Annotated in this window: 13 protein-coding genes and 1 riboswitch; of the genes, 11 read left to right on the top strand and 2 right to left on the bottom strand. The window is 70.3% G+C overall.

Features of this window, described 5'->3' with window-relative positions:
- Positions 1-44 precede the first annotated feature (44 nt).
- Positions 45-122: riboswitch (S-adenosyl-L-homocysteine riboswitch) on the top strand.
- A gap of 14 nt (positions 123-136) precedes the next feature.
- Positions 137-3,868 carry a methionine synthase gene (gene metH, locus H0487_RS05895; protein ID WP_183093296.1) on the top strand — a complete coding sequence of 1,244 codons (3,732 nt, stop codon included), beginning with the start codon at positions 137-139 and terminating at the stop codon, positions 3,866-3,868.
- A gap of 49 nt (positions 3,869-3,917) precedes the next feature.
- Here the strand turns inward: metH and H0487_RS05890 are convergent, their stop codons facing one another.
- Positions 3,918-5,675, bottom strand: a complete 1,758-nt coding sequence (locus tag H0487_RS05890; protein WP_183093295.1) for a hypothetical protein — start codon at positions 5,673-5,675, stop codon at positions 3,918-3,920.
- A gap of 172 nt (positions 5,676-5,847) precedes the next feature.
- Here H0487_RS05890 and H0487_RS05885 point away from each other — a divergent pair, with 172 nt between their 5' ends.
- The 7 genes from H0487_RS05885 to H0487_RS05855 all read left to right on the top strand — a co-directional run bounded on the left by H0487_RS05885 (position 5,848) and on the right by H0487_RS05855 (position 14,671).
- The gene (locus H0487_RS05885) at positions 5,848-7,815 is read left to right on the top strand and encodes a clostripain-related cysteine peptidase (RefSeq protein ID WP_183093294.1); all 1,968 of its coding nucleotides are present in this window, start codon (positions 5,848-5,850) and stop codon (positions 7,813-7,815) included.
- A gap of 23 nt (positions 7,816-7,838) precedes the next feature.
- On the top strand, positions 7,839-8,531 hold the full coding sequence (locus H0487_RS05880; RefSeq protein ID WP_312855835.1) for an HAD family hydrolase: 693 nt from the start codon (positions 7,839-7,841) through the stop codon (positions 8,529-8,531).
- 87 nt (positions 8,532-8,618) lie between these two features.
- Positions 8,619-10,259, top strand: a complete 1,641-nt coding sequence (locus H0487_RS05875; protein WP_183093293.1) for an ABC transporter substrate-binding protein — start codon at positions 8,619-8,621, stop codon at positions 10,257-10,259.
- 95 nt (positions 10,260-10,354) lie between these two features.
- The gene (locus H0487_RS05870; protein ID WP_246383015.1) at positions 10,355-11,371 is read left to right on the top strand and encodes an ABC transporter permease; all 1,017 of its coding nucleotides are present in this window, start codon (positions 10,355-10,357) and stop codon (positions 11,369-11,371) included.
- Positions 11,371-12,300, top strand: a complete 930-nt coding sequence (locus H0487_RS05865) for an ABC transporter permease (protein ID WP_183093291.1) — start codon at positions 11,371-11,373, stop codon at positions 12,298-12,300. Before H0487_RS05870 ends, H0487_RS05865 begins: the two co-directional genes overlap by 1 nt.
- Positions 12,301-12,306: 6 nt before the next feature.
- Positions 12,307-13,371, top strand: a complete 1,065-nt coding sequence (locus H0487_RS05860) for an ABC transporter ATP-binding protein (protein WP_183093290.1) — start codon at positions 12,307-12,309, stop codon at positions 13,369-13,371.
- The gene (locus H0487_RS05855) at positions 13,355-14,671 is read left to right on the top strand and encodes an ABC transporter ATP-binding protein (protein ID WP_183093289.1); all 1,317 of its coding nucleotides are present in this window, start codon (positions 13,355-13,357) and stop codon (positions 14,669-14,671) included. Before H0487_RS05860 ends, H0487_RS05855 begins: the two co-directional genes overlap by 17 nt.
- On the opposite strand, the gene H0487_RS05850 is transcribed toward H0487_RS05855, so the two are convergent.
- A complete protein-coding gene (locus tag H0487_RS05850) occupies positions 14,644-15,594 on the bottom strand; it encodes a RecB family exonuclease (protein WP_183093288.1) in 951 nt (316 codons plus the stop codon). The two genes, H0487_RS05855 and H0487_RS05850, sit on opposite strands and share 28 nt — an antisense overlap.
- A gap of 57 nt (positions 15,595-15,651) precedes the next feature.
- Between H0487_RS05850 and H0487_RS05845 the strand changes: the two genes are divergently transcribed.
- From H0487_RS05845 to H0487_RS05835, 3 genes are all read left to right on the top strand, one after another.
- Complete coding sequence (locus tag H0487_RS05845) at positions 15,652-16,803, top strand: site-2 protease family protein (protein WP_312855834.1); 1,152 nt, start codon at positions 15,652-15,654, stop codon at positions 16,801-16,803.
- Between the two features lie 77 nt (positions 16,804-16,880).
- Positions 16,881-17,819, top strand: a complete 939-nt coding sequence (locus H0487_RS05840) for a tRNA (adenine-N1)-methyltransferase (RefSeq protein ID WP_183093329.1) — start codon at positions 16,881-16,883, stop codon at positions 17,817-17,819.
- Positions 17,819-18,211: type 1 glutamine amidotransferase family protein (locus tag H0487_RS05835; RefSeq protein WP_512698504.1), on the top strand; the 393-nt coding region annotated here is incomplete at its 3' end. The genes H0487_RS05840 and H0487_RS05835, both read left to right, overlap by 1 nt.

Genomic DNA, 18,211 nt, shown 5'->3' with positions numbered 1-18,211 from the left:
TGCGGGAAATCGCTGGCGGGTCGGGCGTGCCGGTTAGGATTGCTGCTGCCGAGAGGCGTTGCAACGGACCACCCAACGGAAGGTCCGCCACGCTCGGTGATCTCCAAGGGCGCCTTCCGAATCGGAAGGATGTGGCATGGCATCGGGTACCCACGGCTGGCAGCCGGACGCGACCGACGAGCTCACCGCCCTGTTGCGGGAGCGGATCGTGATCCTCGACGGCGCCATGGGTACGGCGATCCAGCGCGACCGCCCGGACGAGGCCGGCTACCGCGGTGAGCGGTTCGCCGACTGGGAGTCCGACCTCATCGGCAACAACGACCTGTTGACGATCACCCAGCCGCAGATCATCGGCGGGATCCACCGGGAGTACCTCCAGGCCGGCGCCGACATCATCGAGACCAACACGTTCAACTCGAACGCGGTCTCCCTCGCCGACTACGGCATGGCCGACCTCGACTACGAGCTGAACTTCGAGTCCGCCCGGCTGGCGCGCGCGATCTGCGACGAGGTGGCCGCGGCCACCGGCAAGAAGCGCTACGTCGCGGGTGCGCTCGGCCCCACGACCCGCACCGCGTCGATCAGCCCCGACGTCAACGACCCCGGCGCGCGCAACGTCTCCTACGCCGAGCTCGCGGACGCCTACCTCGTCGCGGCGCGCGGCCTCGTCGACGGCGGCTCCGACCTGCTCTTCATCGAGACCATCTTCGACTCGCTCAACGCCAAGGCGGCGATCTTCGCGGTCGAGACCCTGTTCGAGGAGACCGGCCGACGCTGGCCCGTGGTCATCTCGGGCACCATCACCGACGCCTCCGGCCGGACGCTGTCCGGCCAGGTGACCGAGGCCTTCTGGAACGCAGTCCGCCACGCCAAGCCGCTCGCGATCGGGCTCAACTGCGCGCTGGGTGCCCCGGAGATGCGGCCCTACATCGCCGAGATGGCCCGGATCGCCGACACCTACGTGTCGTGCTACCCGAACGCCGGCCTCCCCAACGCGTTCGGCGAGTACGACGAGTCCCCCGAGCGGCAGGCGAGCTATCTCGCCGAGTTCGCCGAGGCGGGCCTGCTCAACATCGTCGGCGGCTGCTGCGGCACCACACCTGCCCACATCGCCGAGATCGCGAAGGTCGTCGAGGGCAAGCCGCAGCGCGTCGTGCCCGAGATCGAGGTCGCGACCCGGCTGTCGGGCCTGGAGCCGCTGAACATCACCGAGGACTCGCTGTTCGTCAACATCGGTGAGCGCACCAACATCACCGGCTCCGCGCGCTTCCGCAACCTGATCAAGGCCGAGGACTACGACACGGCTCTCTCGGTGGCGCTGCAGCAGGTCGAGGTCGGGGCGCAGGTCATCGACATCAACATGGACGAGGGCATGATCGACGGTGTCGCCGCCATGGACCGGTTCACCAAGCTGATCGCGGCCGAGCCCGACATCAGCCGGGTCCCGGTGATGATCGACTCCTCCAAGTGGGAGGTCATCGAGGCGGGCCTGAAGAACGTCCAGGGCAAGCCGATCGTCAACTCGATCTCCATGAAGGAGGGCGAGGAGAAGTTCATCCGGGAGGCCCGGCTGTGTCGCAAGTACGGCGCTGCGGTCGTCGTGATGGCCTTCGACGAGCAGGGCCAGGCCGACAACCTCGAGCGCCGCAAGGAGATCTGCGGCCGCGCCTACCGGATCCTGACCGAGGAGGTCGGGTTCCCGGCCGAGGACATCATCTTCGACCCCAACTGCTTCGCCCTGGCCACGGGCATCGAGGAGCACGCCACCTACGGCATCGACTTCATCGAGGCGTGCGCCTGGATCAAGGAGAACCTGCCGGGAGTCCACATCTCCGGCGGCATCTCGAACGTCTCGTTCTCCTTCCGGGGCAACAACCCGGTCCGTGAGGCCATCCACGCGGTCTTCCTGTTCCACGCCATCAAGGCCGGCCTGGACATGGGCATCGTCAACGCGGGCGCGCTGGTGCCCTACGACTCGATCGACCCCGAGCTCCGGGACCGGATCGACGACGTCGTCCTCAACCGGCGCGAGGATGCCGCCGAGCGGCTCCTCGAGATCGCCGAGCGCTTCAACAACGCCGGTGACCCGAAGGAGGAGGCGACGGCGGCGGAGTGGCGCAGCCTGCCCGTACGGGAGCGGATCACGCACGCCCTGGTCAAGGGGATCGACGCCGACGTCGAGGCCGACACCGAGGAGCTCCGCGCGGAGATCTCGGCCGCCGGCGGTCGCCCGATCGAGGTGATCGAGGGTCCGCTGATGGATGGCATGAACGTCGTCGGCGACCTGTTCGGCGCCGGCAAGATGTTCCTCCCGCAGGTCGTGAAGTCGGCCCGGGTCATGAAGAAGGCCGTGGCCTACCTGCTGCCGTTCATCGAGGCGGAGAAGCAGCCGGGCGACGTGGAGACCACCAACGGCACCATCGTGATGGCGACCGTGAAGGGCGACGTCCACGACATCGGCAAGAACATCGTCGGCGTGGTGCTGCAGTGCAACAACTACACGGTGATCGACCTGGGCGTGATGGTGCCTGCCCAGAAGATCCTGGACGCCGCCAAGGAGCACGGGGCCGACATCATCGGGCTGTCCGGACTGATCACCCCCTCGCTCGACGAGATGGTCAACTTCGCGGTCGAGATGGACCGTCAGGGCCTGGACATCCCGCTGCTGATCGGTGGCGCGACCACCTCGCGCGCCCACACCGCTGTCAAGGTCGCGCCGCGACGCAGCGGACCGGTGGTCTGGGTCAAGGACGCCTCGCGCTCGGTGCCGGTGGCGGCGGCCCTGCTGGACGACAAGCAGCGCCCGGCCCTGCTGGAGGCCACGGAGTCCGACTACGCCAGCCTCCGGGAGCGCCACGCCCAGAAGAACGAGCGGCCGACCCTGACGCTGGAGAAGGCCCGGGCCAACCGGACGCCGATCGAGTGGGACGGCTACGTCCCGCCGGTCCCGGCGGCCGGTCCCGGCGTCCGCGTCTTCACCGACTACGACATCGCCGAGCTGCGCGAGTACATCGACTGGCAGCCGTTCTTCAACGCCTGGGAGATGAAGGGCAAGTTCCCCGACATCCTCAACAACCCGGCGTCGGGGGAGGCTGCCCGCAAGCTGTACGACGACGCCCAGGACATGCTGGACCGGCTCATCAAGGAGAAGTGGCTCACGGCCAACGGCATCATCGGCTTCTTCCCCGCCAACGCGGTCGGCGACGACATCCAGGTCTACACGGACGAGACCCGCACCGAGGTGCGCACGACGCTGCGCAACCTGCGGCAGCAGGGCGAGCACCGCGACGGCGTGCCGAACCGGTCGCTGGGCGACTACGTCGCGCCGAAGGACACCGGGCTCGAGGACTTCGTCGGCGCCTTCGCGGTCACGGCCGGCCTCGGCAGCCAGGACAAGATCGCCGAGTTCAAGGCGGACATCGACGACTACAGCGCCATCCTGCTGGAGTCGCTCGCCGACCGCCTCGCCGAGGCTTTCGCCGAGCGGATGCACGAGCGGGTGCGCAAGGAGTTCTGGGGCTACCAGCCTGACGAGGACCTGAGCAACGAGGCCCTGATCGGCGAGAAGTACGTCGGGATCCGGCCCGCGCCCGGCTACCCGGCCTGCCCGGAGCACACCGAGAAGTCGACGCTGTGGGAGCTGATGGACGTCGAGGCCAGCACCGGCATCGAGCTCACCGAGTCGATGGCGATGTGGCCCGGCGCCGCCGTCAGCGGTTGGTACTTCTCCCACCCGCAGTCCCAGTACTTCGTCGTGGGTCGACTGGCTCAGGACCAGGTCGCCGACTACGCGACCCGCAAGGGCTGGACCCTGAAGGAGGCCGAGCGCTGGCTCGGCCCCAACCTCGGCTACAACCCGGAGGACTGAGCGCCGGAGGACTGAGCGCCGGAGGACTGAGCCGGGCTGGCGGTGGGAGCTATCCGACCGTCACCCTGGCGAGGACGACGTCCTTGTCGGCGCTGGTCCCGCCGGACGGGATCGCGTGCAGGTAGGCCTTGCGCACGGCTCCCACGCTCGCACCCCTCGGAACGGTGAACCTGATGGTCACGTTGGTCCTGGCGCCGGGCGCGATCGCGGCGGTCGTGAATTCGCCCGCGTTGACCTGGTTCGTGACGTCCTTGCCGGCCACCCAGAAGGACACTCTCGCGCCGGCGCCGGCGATGCCCGACGCCAGGACGTAGGCCTCGTCGACCGTACCCGTGTTCTTCACCGACACGAGCACCCGGGCGAACTGGCTGCGCGGGACCTTGAGGGCCAGGGTCTGGTCGGCGCCCACGTCGTTCAGGCTCCGGTCGACGATCCCCGTGCCCTTCCACGGGCCGTCAGGCAGGCGCCGGAGAGCCGAGTCGGTGTCGTGGTCGACGGCCTCGCTGTCGTCGTCCAGGACGGTCACCGTCGTCGTCGTGACCTGTGCCCCGGGTGCGGTCACCTGGAAGCCCCAGGTCTCGTTGCCCTCGGCGACGGTGTCGGCGTAGATGTAGCCCCGCAGCTCGCGGTAGTACTCACCGGGACGGAACGTGACCTTGGTGGTCGCGAAGGAGATGTCGGCGGGATCGGCGCCAGGCAGGCTGATCGTCGCCACGGTCGTCCCGGTGAGGTCGCCGCCGCGAGACAGCGTGACCTGGAAGGGACTCCAGGCCCCGTTGCTCTCCTCGGTCCAGCTGATCGTGTCGACGAGCAGGCTCGGGGCGGTCGGAGCGGTGCTGGTCGCGGTGACGGTGCCCGATCCGCTGAGCGTGTTGTGGACGTAGTCCTGCTTGCAGAACCCCTGACAGGTCGACGAGGCGGCGATGGCGTAGCTGCCGACGGCGAGGTTCGCAGGGACCACGCGAACCGCGGCGTCCCCGGTGGTCTGGGTCGGTTGGCCGGTACTCGGGTTCCAGGCGAGGTCGATCGGCATCGGTTGGGTGGGTCCCGCGCCCGGCCAGTCCCGGAACCCGGGGACCGGGATGCCGGTGACGTCGACCGGGCTCACCAGCACCTTCGCCCCCGCGCCGGCGCGGACCTCCGTCGACCGGACCTCGACGGCGTTCGGCCAGTTCAGGGGTGTCTTGTTGCGGTTGCTGGACCCGGTGACCTCGTGGTGCGCGCCGTCGTACACGAACCAGCGGCCGCCGGGACCGTTGTGCTCGACGAAGTCGGGGCCCAGCCCGGCCACGGTCGGGTCGTACCGGTAGTCGACGCGGGTGCTGCCGAGCACGACGTTGTCGCTCGCGCGGTGGACGGTGGCGGTGAAGGACAGCGGGGAGGCCTGGAGCGTCGCCTTGTTCACCGCGGCGAACGGGCCGAAGGCGCCGACGTCGAAGATCCGGTACTGGGTGACGCCCGTGAACCGGAGGTAGGCCGTGGTGCCGCTGCCGCCGGCGACCTTGAGCGGGATCCCGTTGCTCATCGTCGTCGGCGCCCCGTTGGGGGTGCCGGCGTGGTTGACGACGTAGGTCGTCGTCCCCACCGCGACCGCGCGCATCAACAACGAGGTCCGGTTGTCGCTCGCAGCGCGGTCCCAGGTCTTGTAGTTGTCCGTCACCGCGTCGACCATCACGACGACGGGCGGCGGTGGAGCCGGGATCGCTGCGGCGGTCGCTCGGGGTGCTGCTGCCGTCGTGGCTGCGCTCAGTGCGCCGCCCAGCATGACCGCCGCCAGTGCACCGCGCAGCACGGACCGTGCTCCCATGACGCCATCCCTCGTTCGTCGCCGTTGGCCGAGACCCCTCGGCTGGCGAATATACGGCGGCGAACGGGACCGCGCCGACGATCGGGGAGAGAGGTCTGCGTCCTGCGGACGAACAGTCGAGAGTTCTTCCCTTTCCGCACGGCCACGGGTGGTGCCTCCCTAGAGTTCGAGCGTGCTCACGACCCGCGCTCGACGCGCCCCGCTCGCCCTGGCGACCTGTTGTCTCCTGGTGATCACCGCCGCCTGCAGCGGCAGCTCCGACGACAGCGACGGCGACGAGGGCGGGGGCGCCGGCGACGCCGCCGTCGAGCACACCGGCCGGGAGGGTGACGGCTGGACGGTGCTGCACTACTCGATGGCCGACACCGACCTGGAACCGTTCATGGTCGAGGACGTCAACGAGCTCGGCACGGTCGGCTCCAACGAGAACCTCCAGATCCGTGAGCTGATGGACCGCTCGGTCGACTACGGCGACGACGAGGTGCTCGACCAGGGGACCTGGGTGGGTGGCCGGGTGCTCGACCTCGGCGCGCCCGGCGCCACCGAGCTGGTCGAGGACCTGGGCGACGTCGACTCGGCCGACCCGCAGGTGCTCGCGGACTTCATCGCCGACGGGATCGAGGCGCACCGCGCCGGCCACTACGCCCTGATCATCAGCGACCACGGCGCGTCCTGGCCGGGCATCGGCCCGGACGAGGGCAGCGACTGGGACGTGCTCGACCTCGCCCAGATCACCGAGGGCATCGCGGCCGGCCTCGAGCGGGCCGGCGTGGACAAGCTCGACCTGCTCGGCTTCGACGCGTGCCTGATGGCCAACTACGAGGTGGCCAGCGCCGTCGCGCCGTACGCCGACCGCCTGGTCGCCTCCCAGGAGCTCGAGCCCGGACACGGGTGGGACTACGGGTCGCTCCAGCTCCTCGCCGACGACCCCGACGCCACCGCCGACGCGTTCGGCACGGCGATCATCGACGGCTTCGAGCAGCAGGCGCTCGACCAGGGCACCGTGGACGAGATCACGCTGTCGATGACCGACCTGACCAAGATGGACGAGGTCGACGCCGCCGTCGCCGACTTCGCGGCGGCCCTCGCGGAGCAGGCCACCGACGTGGCGCCCGCCGTCGGACAGTCCGAGGCGTCCACGCTCTCGTTCGGCAAGAGCCCGGACGCCACCCAGGACAAGCACCTCAGCGACCTCGGGCTCCTCGCGGTGGCGATCGGTGAGGCAGCGCCCGAGGTGTCCGAGCAGGCCGACGCCGTGGTCGACGCCCTCGACCAGGCGGTCGTCGACGAGGTGTTCGGCCCCAGCACCGCCGGGGCGACCGGCCTGTCGATCTATCTCCCGCCGCTGGAGGAGCTCGCCGACGGCGCCTACAAGGACGTGGCGAGCGCGGACCCGTGGGCGGAGTTCCTGGCCGCCTACTACGCGGCGGGCGACGCGATCCCCGAGGAGGAGCTCCCCGAGTTCACCGACCCCGACGCGGGTCCGGAGGTCTCCTTCGACGCCGAGGGCGTGACCCTCGCCGGCAACTTCGACGTGGCAGCGCTCGACAACATCGTCGAGGCCACCATCAGCTATGCCCTCGTCAACGACGACGGCTCGATCTCCTACTTCGGCGAGGAGGCCGTCGACGTCACCGAGGACGGTGACCTCGCGCTGGCCGAGGGCTCCTACGACCTCAGCTACCTGGAGCTCTCCGACGGTGAGGACAGCGCCTACGCCTACGTCGACATCTCGGTGAGCGCGGACCTGAGCACGGTCAGCTTCGACGTCCCGCTCACGTACTACGCGTCCTACGACCCCGACCAGGTCCCTCAGGAGGCCCTGCTGTCGATCGTGTTCGACTCGGCGTCGGGCGAGTTCACCAGCGAGACGCTCTACCTCTACGACGAGCTGTCCGGCGGCTACGGGGAGCTCGCGCCCGACCCCGAGGGCATCATCGTCCCCGACGTGCTCACCCTCACCGCAGACGGCGAGGAGATCTGGGAGCCCACGACCGACGTCGGCCTCTACGCAGACATCCCCAACCTGAGCTACCAGTTCGTGCCGCTCGACCCGGGCACCACCCTCCAGACCGACCTCAGCGTCTACGACTTCGGAGGCAACTCCAGCACCCTCAGCACGGTCATCGAGGTGCCGTGACCGGCGAGCCCTAGGGTGGGGCCGTGCCCGAGACCGAACGCAGCCTCCCCGCAGCGGTCCTCTGGGACATGGACGGCACGCTCGTCGACACCGAGCCGTACTGGATGGCGACCGAGATCGAGCTCGCCGAGGAGTACGGCGCGACCTGGACCACCGAGGACGCTCAGCTCCTCGTCGGCAACAGCCTGCTGTACTCCGGGGAGTACATCCGGCAGCACATGGGGATCCCGCTCACGCCGGAGGAGATCGTCGAGCGGTTGCTCGACGGGGTCGTCGCCCGGGTGCAGCACGCGGTCCCGTGGTGCGCGGGCGCGCGCGAGCTGCTGCTGGCGCTCAAGGAGGCCGGTGTGCCGTGTGCGCTGGTCACGATGTCCTACGAACGCTTCGTCGCGCCGATCCTCGAGCACCTGCCGCCGGAGACCTTCCGCGTGGTCGTGACCGGTGACCAGGTCGACCGGGGCAAACCGCACCCGGAGCCCTACCTGACCGCCGCCGCGGCCCTCGGGGTCGCTGCAGAGGACTGCGTCGCGATCGAGGACTCGCCGACCGGCGCCACCTCCGCGGCCGCCGCCGGCTGCCAGGTGCTCGTGGTGCCCAACCACGTCGCCGTACCGGCGGGGGAGCGGCGCACGTTCCGCGACTCGCTCGTGGGGATCACGCCCGCCCAACTGAAAACGTTGCCGGATCGAGACATACCAGCGGGGGATCTTCCCTAGCCCCTCACTCGGGCCCGGAGTATCTTCCGCACGGAGTCCGGCCCCCGATCGGCGGGGACCGCCTGGATCGATTCTGAGGTGACACTCGTGAAGCGGAAGCAGTTCTTCGCGCTCGTGGGAGCGGGAGCTCTGGCCGTGAGCCTGGCGGCTTGTGGCGACGACGAGCCGGGCGGGGGCAACGGCGGCAACGGCAACGGCGACGTCGGCGGCGAGACCGGGGTCCCGTGGACCCTGGGCACCACCGACACCGTGACGGCCCTGGACCCGGCCGGGTCCTACGACCTGGGCTCGAGCACGCTCGAGTACAACCTCTACCAGACCCTCGTGACGGTCCCGGCGAACTCGACGGAGATCGTGGGCGACGCTGCCGAGCAGTGCGTCTACGACGACCCGCAGACGCTGACCTGCACGCTCAAGGAGGGCCTGAAGTTCTCCAACGGCAACGACCTCACGTCCTCGGACGTGAAGTACAGCTTCGAGCGCTCGATCGCGATCCAGGACCCCAACGGCGCGGCGATCTACCTGCTCGGCAGCATCACCGACAGCGCGGACGACGGCACCGTCACGCTCACCGAGGGGGCCATCGAGACCCCGGACGACACGACGGTGATCTTCAACCTCGACAAGCCGGACACCACGTTCCAGTACGTCCTCACCTACCCGGGTGCAGGGGCGATCGTCGACGAGGAGACCTTCCCGGCCGACGAGAAGCTCGCCGACGACGCGGTCGTCGGCTCCGGGCCCTACAAGCTGGCCCAGTACAAGGCCGGCGAGCAGGCGACGCTCGAGGTCAACGAGGAGTACGCCGGTGACAACGTCGCCGCCGCGCCGACCGTCTTCGTGAAGTACTTCTCCGAGGCCTCTGCCCTCAAGCTCGCCATCGAGTCCGGCGAGGTCGACGTCGCCTGGCGCAGCCTGAGCCCGACCGACATCTCCGACCTCTCCGAGAACCCGGACGTCGCGGTCGCCACCGGCCAGGGCGCCGAGATCCGCTACTGGGTCTGGAAGGTCGACGGTGACGGCAGCAGCAAGGAGGCCGCCGTCCGCCAGGCCGCCGCTCAGGTCTTCGACCGTGAGGCGATCGCTGAGAACGCCTACGACGGGACCGTGGACCCGCTGTACTCGATCGTCCCGCCCGGCTACGCGGGTCAGTCCGACGCGTTCCTCGACACCTACGGCGAGCCGGACGTCGACAAGGCCGCGCAGATCCTCGCGGACGCGGGCATCGAGACCCCGGTCGACCTGACCGTCGGCTGGACGCCCACCCACTACGGCCCCGCCCTCGAGGACGAGGCCAACGAGCTGGAGCGCCAGCTCGAGGAGAGCGGTCTCTTCGACGTCGACCTGAAGAGCACCGAGTGGGAGCAGTACCAGACCATCTACAAGGAGGGCGCCTACGACCTCTGGGCGCTCGGCTGGTTCCCGGACTACCCGGACGCCGACACCTACCTGTCGCCGTTCGTCGTCGACGGTGGGTTCTTCCAGAACGGCTACAGCAACCAGGCTGCCAACGACCTGGTGTCGGAGGAGCAGGGGGCGTCCGACCCGGCCGCCCGCGAGGCCGCCTTCGGCGAGCTGCAGCAGATCATCGCCACCGACGTCCCGTTCATCCCCTCGTGGGTGGGCCAGAACATCGGTGTCTACCGCCCGGAGATGCAGGGCGTCGAGGACACCCTCGACCCGTCCTTCATCTTCCGCTTCTGGCTGGTCAGCAAGAGCGGGGAGTGATCGCGCACTGACAGAACGTGGGGGGCGGGCCCAGGGCCCGCTCCCCACGTCCCTGCGCGGAGACGAATGCGATGACTGGCTCCAGATCTGGATCCTTGCCGCGCTACATCCTGCAGCGGGTGCTCCTCGTCATCCCGATGATCTGGGTGATCCTCACCCTGGTGTTCATCGTGCTGCGAGTAGCGCCCGGTGACCCGGTGTCGGCGGCTCTCGGTGGCAAGCTCAACGACGAGGCGCTCGATCAACGGCGGGAGGCGCTCGGCTTCAACGACCCGCTCATCCAGCAGTACTGGGACTACCTGACCTCGGTGGCGCGACTGGACTTCGGAACGACCTTCAGCGACAACCAGACCGTCCTGCACGTCGTCCGCGACAACGGTGGCGCGACGCTCAGCCTGACCCTGGCGGCCTTCCTGATCGCCCTGCTGGTCGGCATCCCGCTCGGCCTGGTCGCCGGCCGCTACCGCGACACCTTCCCGGACGTGGCGATCCGGATCTTCGGCATCCTGTCCTACGCCGCGCCGATCTTCTTCGTGGGGTTCCTTCTCCAGGCGTACGTCGCCAAGCCGCTCGGGCTGCCGACCTCAGGGTCCGCCGGCGTCGAGACCGTGTACTACATGGAGCGCGACGGGCTGAACCGCACCCACATCCTGTTGTTCGACGTGTTCCTGAGCGGCAACAGCTACTACATCGAAGACGCCCTCAAGCACCTGCTGCTCCCCGCTGTGACACTCGGCCTGCTCATCTGCGGTGTCTTCATCCGGCTGGTCCGCGTCAACATCCTGCAGACCATGCAGAGCGACTACGTCGAGGCCGCCGAGGCCCGCGGGATCGCACAGGGCCGGGTCACCCGACGGCACGCCTTCCGCAACGCGCTGGTCCCGGTCATCACCGTCATCGGCCTCCAGTTCGCACTGCTCCTCGGCGGTGCCGTGCTGACGGAGTCGACGTTCAACTGGCCGGGCCTGGGCCAGAAGCTGGTCGAGTACATCAACGACCGCGACTACGTCGCCGTCCAGGGCATCGTCACCATCTTCGCGATCGCGGTGGTCCTCATCAGCCTGCTCGTCGACATCGTCAACGCACTGATCGACCCGAGGGTGAGGTACTGATGCGCACGCTGCTCCGCACCCTCGCCAAGCCGTTCACCGAGACCGCCGGCCTGGCCCGATGGATGCTCGTCATCGGCCTGGTGATGACGTCGCTGTTCGTCGTGCTCGCGATCTTCGCGCCGTGGATCGCGCCCTACGGGTTCGCCCAGGCCTCGTCCGGCGGCGTCGACTTCCCCAAGGCCGGGGCCCCGAGCGGTGACCACTGGTTCGGCACCGACCGGCTCTTCTTCGACGTCTACTCACGCACCGTCTGGGGCGCTCGGACCGCGATCGAGGTGGTGATCCTCTCGATCGTCATCTGCGTCGTCGTCGGTGTCCCACTGGGCCTGGTCTCCGGGTACTACGGCGGCTGGCTCGACCGGGTCCTGGTGCTCGTCATGGACGCGATGTTCGCGTTCCCGTCGTTCCTGCTCGCCATCGTGTTCTCGTTCCTGCTCACCGGGCTGCTCGGCGGCACCGTGCTGGCCGTTGCGCTGTCCCTGTCGGCGATCTACGTCCCGCAGTACTTCCGTGTGGTCCGCAACACGACCGTGAGCGCCAAGGAGGCGACGTACGTCGAGGCGGCCCGCGCCATCGGCGCCAGCGACTTCGTCATCATGCGGCGCTACCTGCTCAACAACGTCGTCCAGAGCGTGCCGGTGCTCGGCACGCTCAACGCCGCCGACGCGATCCTCACCCTGGCCGGGCTCGGGTTCCTCGGGCTCGGGATCCAGTCGACCGACGCGGCCGAGTGGGGTCACGACCTCAACCGGGCCCTGGCCGACGCCGGCTCCGGCATCTGGTGGACGGGCCTCTACCCGGGCCTGGCGATCGTGCTGCTGGTGACCGGTCTGACGCTCGTCGGCGAGGGCCTCAACGAGACGTTGAACCCGACGTTGCGGGTCCGCCGACTGCTGCCGGTCGTCATGACGCCGCGAGAGGAGCGCTGAGCCGCGATGAGCTTCGCGACGAGCAACGAGCCGACCCTGGAGCCGAGCAGCGAGCCGGTGATCTCGGCCCGCGACGTGCGGGTCTGGTACGGAACCACGCGCGGTGCGATCCGCGCCGTCGACGGGGTGAGCTTCGACATCGCGCCGGGGGAGACGCTCGGCCTGGTGGGGGAGTCCGGGTGCGGCAAGTCGACCCTCGGGCGTGGCCTGATGGGCCTGCTGCCGCCCGGCGCCAAGCGGGACGGTGAGGTCTGGTACGACGGCAAGGACGTGCTCTCGATGCGCGCCAAGGACTCCTACCGCCTGCGCGGCACGGACCTCGGCATGATCTTCCAGGAGCCGCTGACCCGGCTGAACCCGCTGCTGCGGATCTCGGCGCACTTCGAGGAGACGATCAAGCAGCACGAGCCGGGGCTGTCGAAGCAGCAGGTCCGACAGCGGGCGCTGGACGCGCTCCGCCAGATGGGGATCCCGCCGACCCGCTACCGCTCCTACCCGCACGAGTTCTCCGGCGGGATGCGGCAGCGCCTCATGATCGCGCTGGCGCTGGTCCTCCAGCCGGCGTTCATCGTGGCCGACGAGCCGACCACCGCGCTCGACGTGCTCGTCGAGGCCCAGATCGTGCAGATCCTCAACGACCTGCGTCGCAACTTCCGGACCTCGTTGCTGCTCATCACCCACAACGTGGGGATCGTGGCGGAGGCGTGCGACCGGGTCGCGGTGATGTACGCGGGCCGGATCGTCGAGGAGGGGCGGGTGTCCGACGTGTTCGAGAACCCGCAGCACCCCTACACCCGCGAGCTGCTCCGCTCGACGATCTCGCTGCGGACCACCGGCCTCAACTTCATCCCCGGCTCGCCGCCGGACCTGGTGGACCCGCCCGACGGGTGCCGGTTCCACCCCCGCTGCCCCGATGCGATGGCGGTGTGCGCGACCCGCAACCCGATCAACATCGAGCGGCCGACCGGTGGTCGGGTCGAGTGCTGGCAGGTCGGTCCGCGCGACCAGATCCCCTCGGGTGGCACCCGCCCGCTGAAGCAGGAGGAGCTGGCCGTTGCCGACGAAGCCTGAGACCCCCGACGCCGACGCCCAGGGCGCAGGTGTGGAGGCGGGACCGATCATCGACGTCCGCGGCCTCGCCGTGCACTACGGCCTGCGCGGCGGCAGCCTGGCGCGGCTGTTCGGGCGGGACGCCGGCGTCGTCAAGGCCGTGGACGGCATCGACCTCACCCTTCAGCCGGGGGAGGTCGTCGGGCTCGTCGGCGAGAGCGGCAGCGGGAAGTCGACGCTCGGCCGGGCCCTGCTCGGACTTGCCCCCGCCACCGAGGGCTCGATCAGGTTCCGTGGCCAGGACCTGGCCACGCTGAGCCGCCGCCGGCTGCGCGACCTGCGCCGCCACATCCAGATGGTGTTCCAGGACCCGAGCGCCGCGCTCAACCCGGCGATGACGGTGGAGGTCGCCGTCGGCGACGCGCTGCGCGTCCACGGGATGCGCTCGGCCACCGAACGACGGGCCAAGGTCGTGGACGCGCTCGAGCGGGTCGGCCTCTCGCCGGTGGAGCTGTTCCTCGAGAAGTACCCGCGCGACCTGTCCGGCGGCCAGAAGCAGCGCGTCGTGATGGCGCGCGCGATCATCACCGGCCCGAGCGTGCTGGTGGCCGACGAGCCGATCTCGATGCTCGACATGTCGGTGCGCGCCAAGATCCTCCAGCTGATGCTCGACCTCAAGCAGGACCTCGGGCTCACCTACGTCTACATCACCCACGACCTCGCCAGCGCGAAGTACTTCTGCGACCGGATCGCGATCATGTACCTCGGGCGGATCGTGGAGATCGGGCCGACCGAGGAGATCTTCGCGAACCCGCGCCACCCGTACACGAAGGCGCTGCTCCGCGCGATCCCCGACCCCGACCCCGGGCGCCAGCTCCCGCGCGACCTGCCGCGGGGCGAGGTGCCCGACGCGGCGGCGCCCCCGCTCGGCTGCGCGTTCCACCCGCGCTGCACGGAGGCCGTCGCCTCGTGCGGCTGGGAGTCGCGCGACCTGCGGACGCTCGTCGAGGCCCACTGGACCCGTCGTACGCCCGAGGCGTTCGAGGCCGAGAGCGCCTCGGTCGGGTCGCTGGACCACCTGGACCGACCCGCGACGAGCGCCACCCTGGGCAAGGACGGACCCGAGGCGATCAAGGGCTTCCTCGACCAGGTCCGCGCCGAAGCACCCGACGACCCGATCTGGACCGGCGTGCAGACCATCACCGACGAGGGCTCCGGCGTCCGCGTGCACTTCCACGAGGGCGTCGACCCCGCGCTACGTCGCGCCGGTGGGGTGGACGTCGCCTGCGTGCTCTATCCGGAAGAGCCGTCCGGGGTCTGACCTCCTGGGGCCTGGCCGGCTCGGGCGTGGTCCGCGGGCTCCTTGACCGGCAGCGGCGGGGGCGTCCCGCCGTAGGCCGGGCACAGGGCCTGGTGGGAGCACCAGCGGCACAGGGCACTGGGGCGGGGCTGCCAGTCGCCCGTCTCCTTCGCCGACCGGATGGCCTCCCAGACCGCCTGTGCCTTGCGCTCGGTCGCGAGCAGGTCGGCCTCGTCCGGCTCGTAGAAGAGGATCTCGGTGTTGCCGAGGTAGATGAGCTGGATCCGCTTCGGGATGACCCCGCGCATCCGCCACAGGACGAGCGCATAGAACTTGAGCTGGAACAGCGCGGCCCCCTCCGAAGCCTCCTTCGGAGCTCGGCCGGTCTTGTAGTCCACCACCCGGATGGCTCCGTCGGGAGCGACGTCGACCCGGTCGACGACGCCGCGCAGCAGCAGCTTGGTGTCGGTGAGCGTCTCGACGTAGAGCTCTCGCTCGGCGGGCTCGATGAACCGCGGGTCCTCGAGGGTGAAGTAGCGGGCGAGCACCTCGCGGCAGGACAGCAACCAGTGACCGGCGGCGGCGCCCTCGTCGTGATCGGGGAAGAGGGCGGCGAGGGCCGGCTCGGCGGCGAGCAGGTCCTCCCAGGTCGGCTCCACCATCGCGTCGGCACGCTCAGGCGTCCGCTCGGCGGCCGGCAGGTCGAAGAGGTCCTCGAGGACCTTGTGGATGACGGTCCCGCGGACGGCGTCCACCGAGGGCGGCTCGGGCAGCCGGTCGATGGTGCGGAACCGGAAGAGCAGCGGACAGGTCATGAAGTCGCCGGCGCGCGACGGCGACAACGCGCCGAGGACCTCGACCCCGTCGACCTTCGTGCCGACCCGCTCCGCAGGGTCGATCGGCACCACCCCCGGGGGTGGCGGCGCGGCGGTCGGGGAGGTCATGGCCAGGACGCTAGGGCACAGCACCGACACTGCTCACCCGTTGGATAGCCTCGACACGTGTCCACGAGCGAGTCCGACCGTCGCCGGCCGCCCCGCGCACCGGCGCCTCGGGGCACCCTCCGCATCGGCAGCATCGCGGGGAGCGACGTCCTGGTGTCGTCGTCCTGGTTCCTGGTGGCCGCGCTCATCGCCTTCGTGATGGCGCCCCGCGTCGACCAGATCCAGCCGGGTCTCGGCGGCTGGAAGTACGTCGTCGGGGTCTCCTTCGCGATCGTCCTGTACCTCGCCGTCCTCCTCCACGAGGCGGCCCACGCGATCGCGGCCCGGCGCTACGGGTTCGAGGTGCACTCGATCACGCTGCACTTCCTCGGCGGGGTGACCGCCATCGAGGGCGAGGCCCGCACGCCACGCCAGGAGTTCTGGATCGCGGTCGTCGGCCCGATCACCTCCCTCGCCGTCGGCGCCAGCGCCGCCGCGCTGTGGTTCGTGACGCCCGACGGCCTGCTGCGCCTCACCGTGGAGGGCCTGGCCGGCGCCAATCTGCTGATCGGGCTCCTCAACCTCGTCCCGGGCCTGCCGCTCGACGGCGGCCGCGTCCTCAAGGCGGCGGTCTGGCGGATCACCGGGCGGGTCGAGACCGGCATCGCCGCGGCCGGCTGGGGCGGCCGGGTGGCGGCGGCCGCGGTGTTCCTCTGGCCCTTCGTCCAGGAGAGTGTCACCGGACTCGAGACGACCCTCCTCGACGTGATCCTGTACGGCGTCATCGCCCTGTTCCTCTGGAGCGGCGCGTCCCAGGCGATCGCGGTCGCCCGGATCCGTGCGAAGGTCGCGCGCGTCGTCGCCCGCGACCTCGCCCGTCGTACCCTCGCCGTCCCCGACGACCTGCCCCTGGCCGAAGCCATCCGCCGGGCCCGCGACCAGCAGGCCGGCAGCATCCTCACCGTCTCGACCGCGGGCGACCCGCTCGGTGTCGTCGACGAGGCCGCCGTGCGCGCCATGCCCGAGGACCGGCAACCCTGGGTGGCGGTCTCCGTGGTCACCCGAACGGTCGAGGAGGGACTGCGGCTGCCGGTCGGCATCACCGGCGCGGAGCTGCTCGACGCGATCCGCCGCACGCCGGCGAGCGAGTACCTGCTGGTGGAGCCCGACGGAGCCGTCTACGGCGTCCTGGCGACCGCCGACGTGGAGCGCGCGGTCCAGGCCGGATAGTCTCCCGGTCCGTGAGCCAACCCGATCACGGAGTCCCCGACGACCTCGACGACGTCGCCGCCGAGGCCTGGTCCGGCGTGCACCGCGGTCCGCTGCGCGCCGGCGAGTGGGTGCGCCTGGTCGACGGCAAGGGGCGCAAGCACAACTTCAGCCTCGAGCCCGGCAAGCGGTTCTTCTCCAACCGTGGCCACCTCGACCACGACGAGCTCATCGGTCGCGAGGAGGGCTTCACCGTCACCTCCTCCGCCGGTGGCGAGTACCTCGTGTTCCGGCCGCTCCTCTCGGAGTTCGTCGTGTCGATGCCGCGCGGCGCGGCCGTCGTCTACCCGAAGGACGCCGCCCAGATCGTGGCGATGGCCGACATCTTCCCCGGCGCCCACGTCGTCGAGGCCGGCGTCGGGTCCGGCGCGCTGACCTGCTCCCTGCTGCGGGCGGTCGGACCGCACGGGCGGGTGTCGTCGTACGAGCGACGCGAGGAGTTCGCCGAGGTCGCGCGCAAGAACGTCACGCAGTTCTTCGGTGCGGCCGAGGCCCCCGACGGTCCGGTCCACCCGGCCTGGCAGCTGACCATCGGCGACCTCGCCGAGGCGCTCCCGGCGTCCGGGGAGAGCTGCGACCGGATCATCCTCGACATGCTGGCGCCCTGGGACTGCCTCGACGCCGCCGCCGACGCGCTGCGCCCCGGCGGGATCGTCTGCGCCTACGTCGCCACGACCACCCAGATGTCGCGTTTCGTCGAGACGGTGCGCGTCCACGGCGGGTTCACCGAGCCGGCGGCCTGGGAGTCGCTGGTCCGGGACTGGCACGTCGAGGGCCTCGCGGTCCGCCCCGGGCACAAGATGATCGGCCACACGGCCTTCCTCGTGACCGCCCGGCGGATGGCACCGGGGGAGAAGGCGCCACGCAAGACCCGGCGCCCGGCCCCGGGCGCCTACGGGCCGGACTACACCGGTCCGCGGGCGGAACCGGTCGAGGGATCCCTCGACGGGCACCTGGACGACGCTGCGGACGACTGATGGGCCGGCGGTTCCTCCTCCTGTCGATCCGCACGGAGGAACGTGCCGCGCTCGAGGAGCACGCGGCGTTCGCCCGGTTCCTCGGCGTCCCGGTCGACGACCTGCCGCGGATCGAGCTCGGTACGGCGCCCCTGCCACCCCTCGACCTCGACCAGTGGGCGGGGATCATCCTCGGCGGCGGCGCCTACAACGCCTCCGACCCCGAGGAGACCAAGTCGGCCGCGCAAGCGCAGGCCGAGGCCGACCTGGCCCGGCTCCTCGACGAGGTCGTGGAGCGGGACTTCCCGTTCCTGGGAGCCTGCTACGGCATCGGGACCGTGGGGCGGCACCAGGGCGCGGTCGTCGACCGGTCGTTCCCCGAGCCGGTCGGTCCGGTGAGCGTCGAGCTCACC

The sequence above is a fragment of the Nocardioides stalactiti genome (genome assembly GCF_014180715.1).
GTDB lineage: Bacteria > Actinomycetota > Actinomycetes > Propionibacteriales > Nocardioidaceae > Nocardioides > Nocardioides stalactiti.
This window is presented reverse-complemented; position numbering and strand designations above follow the sequence as displayed.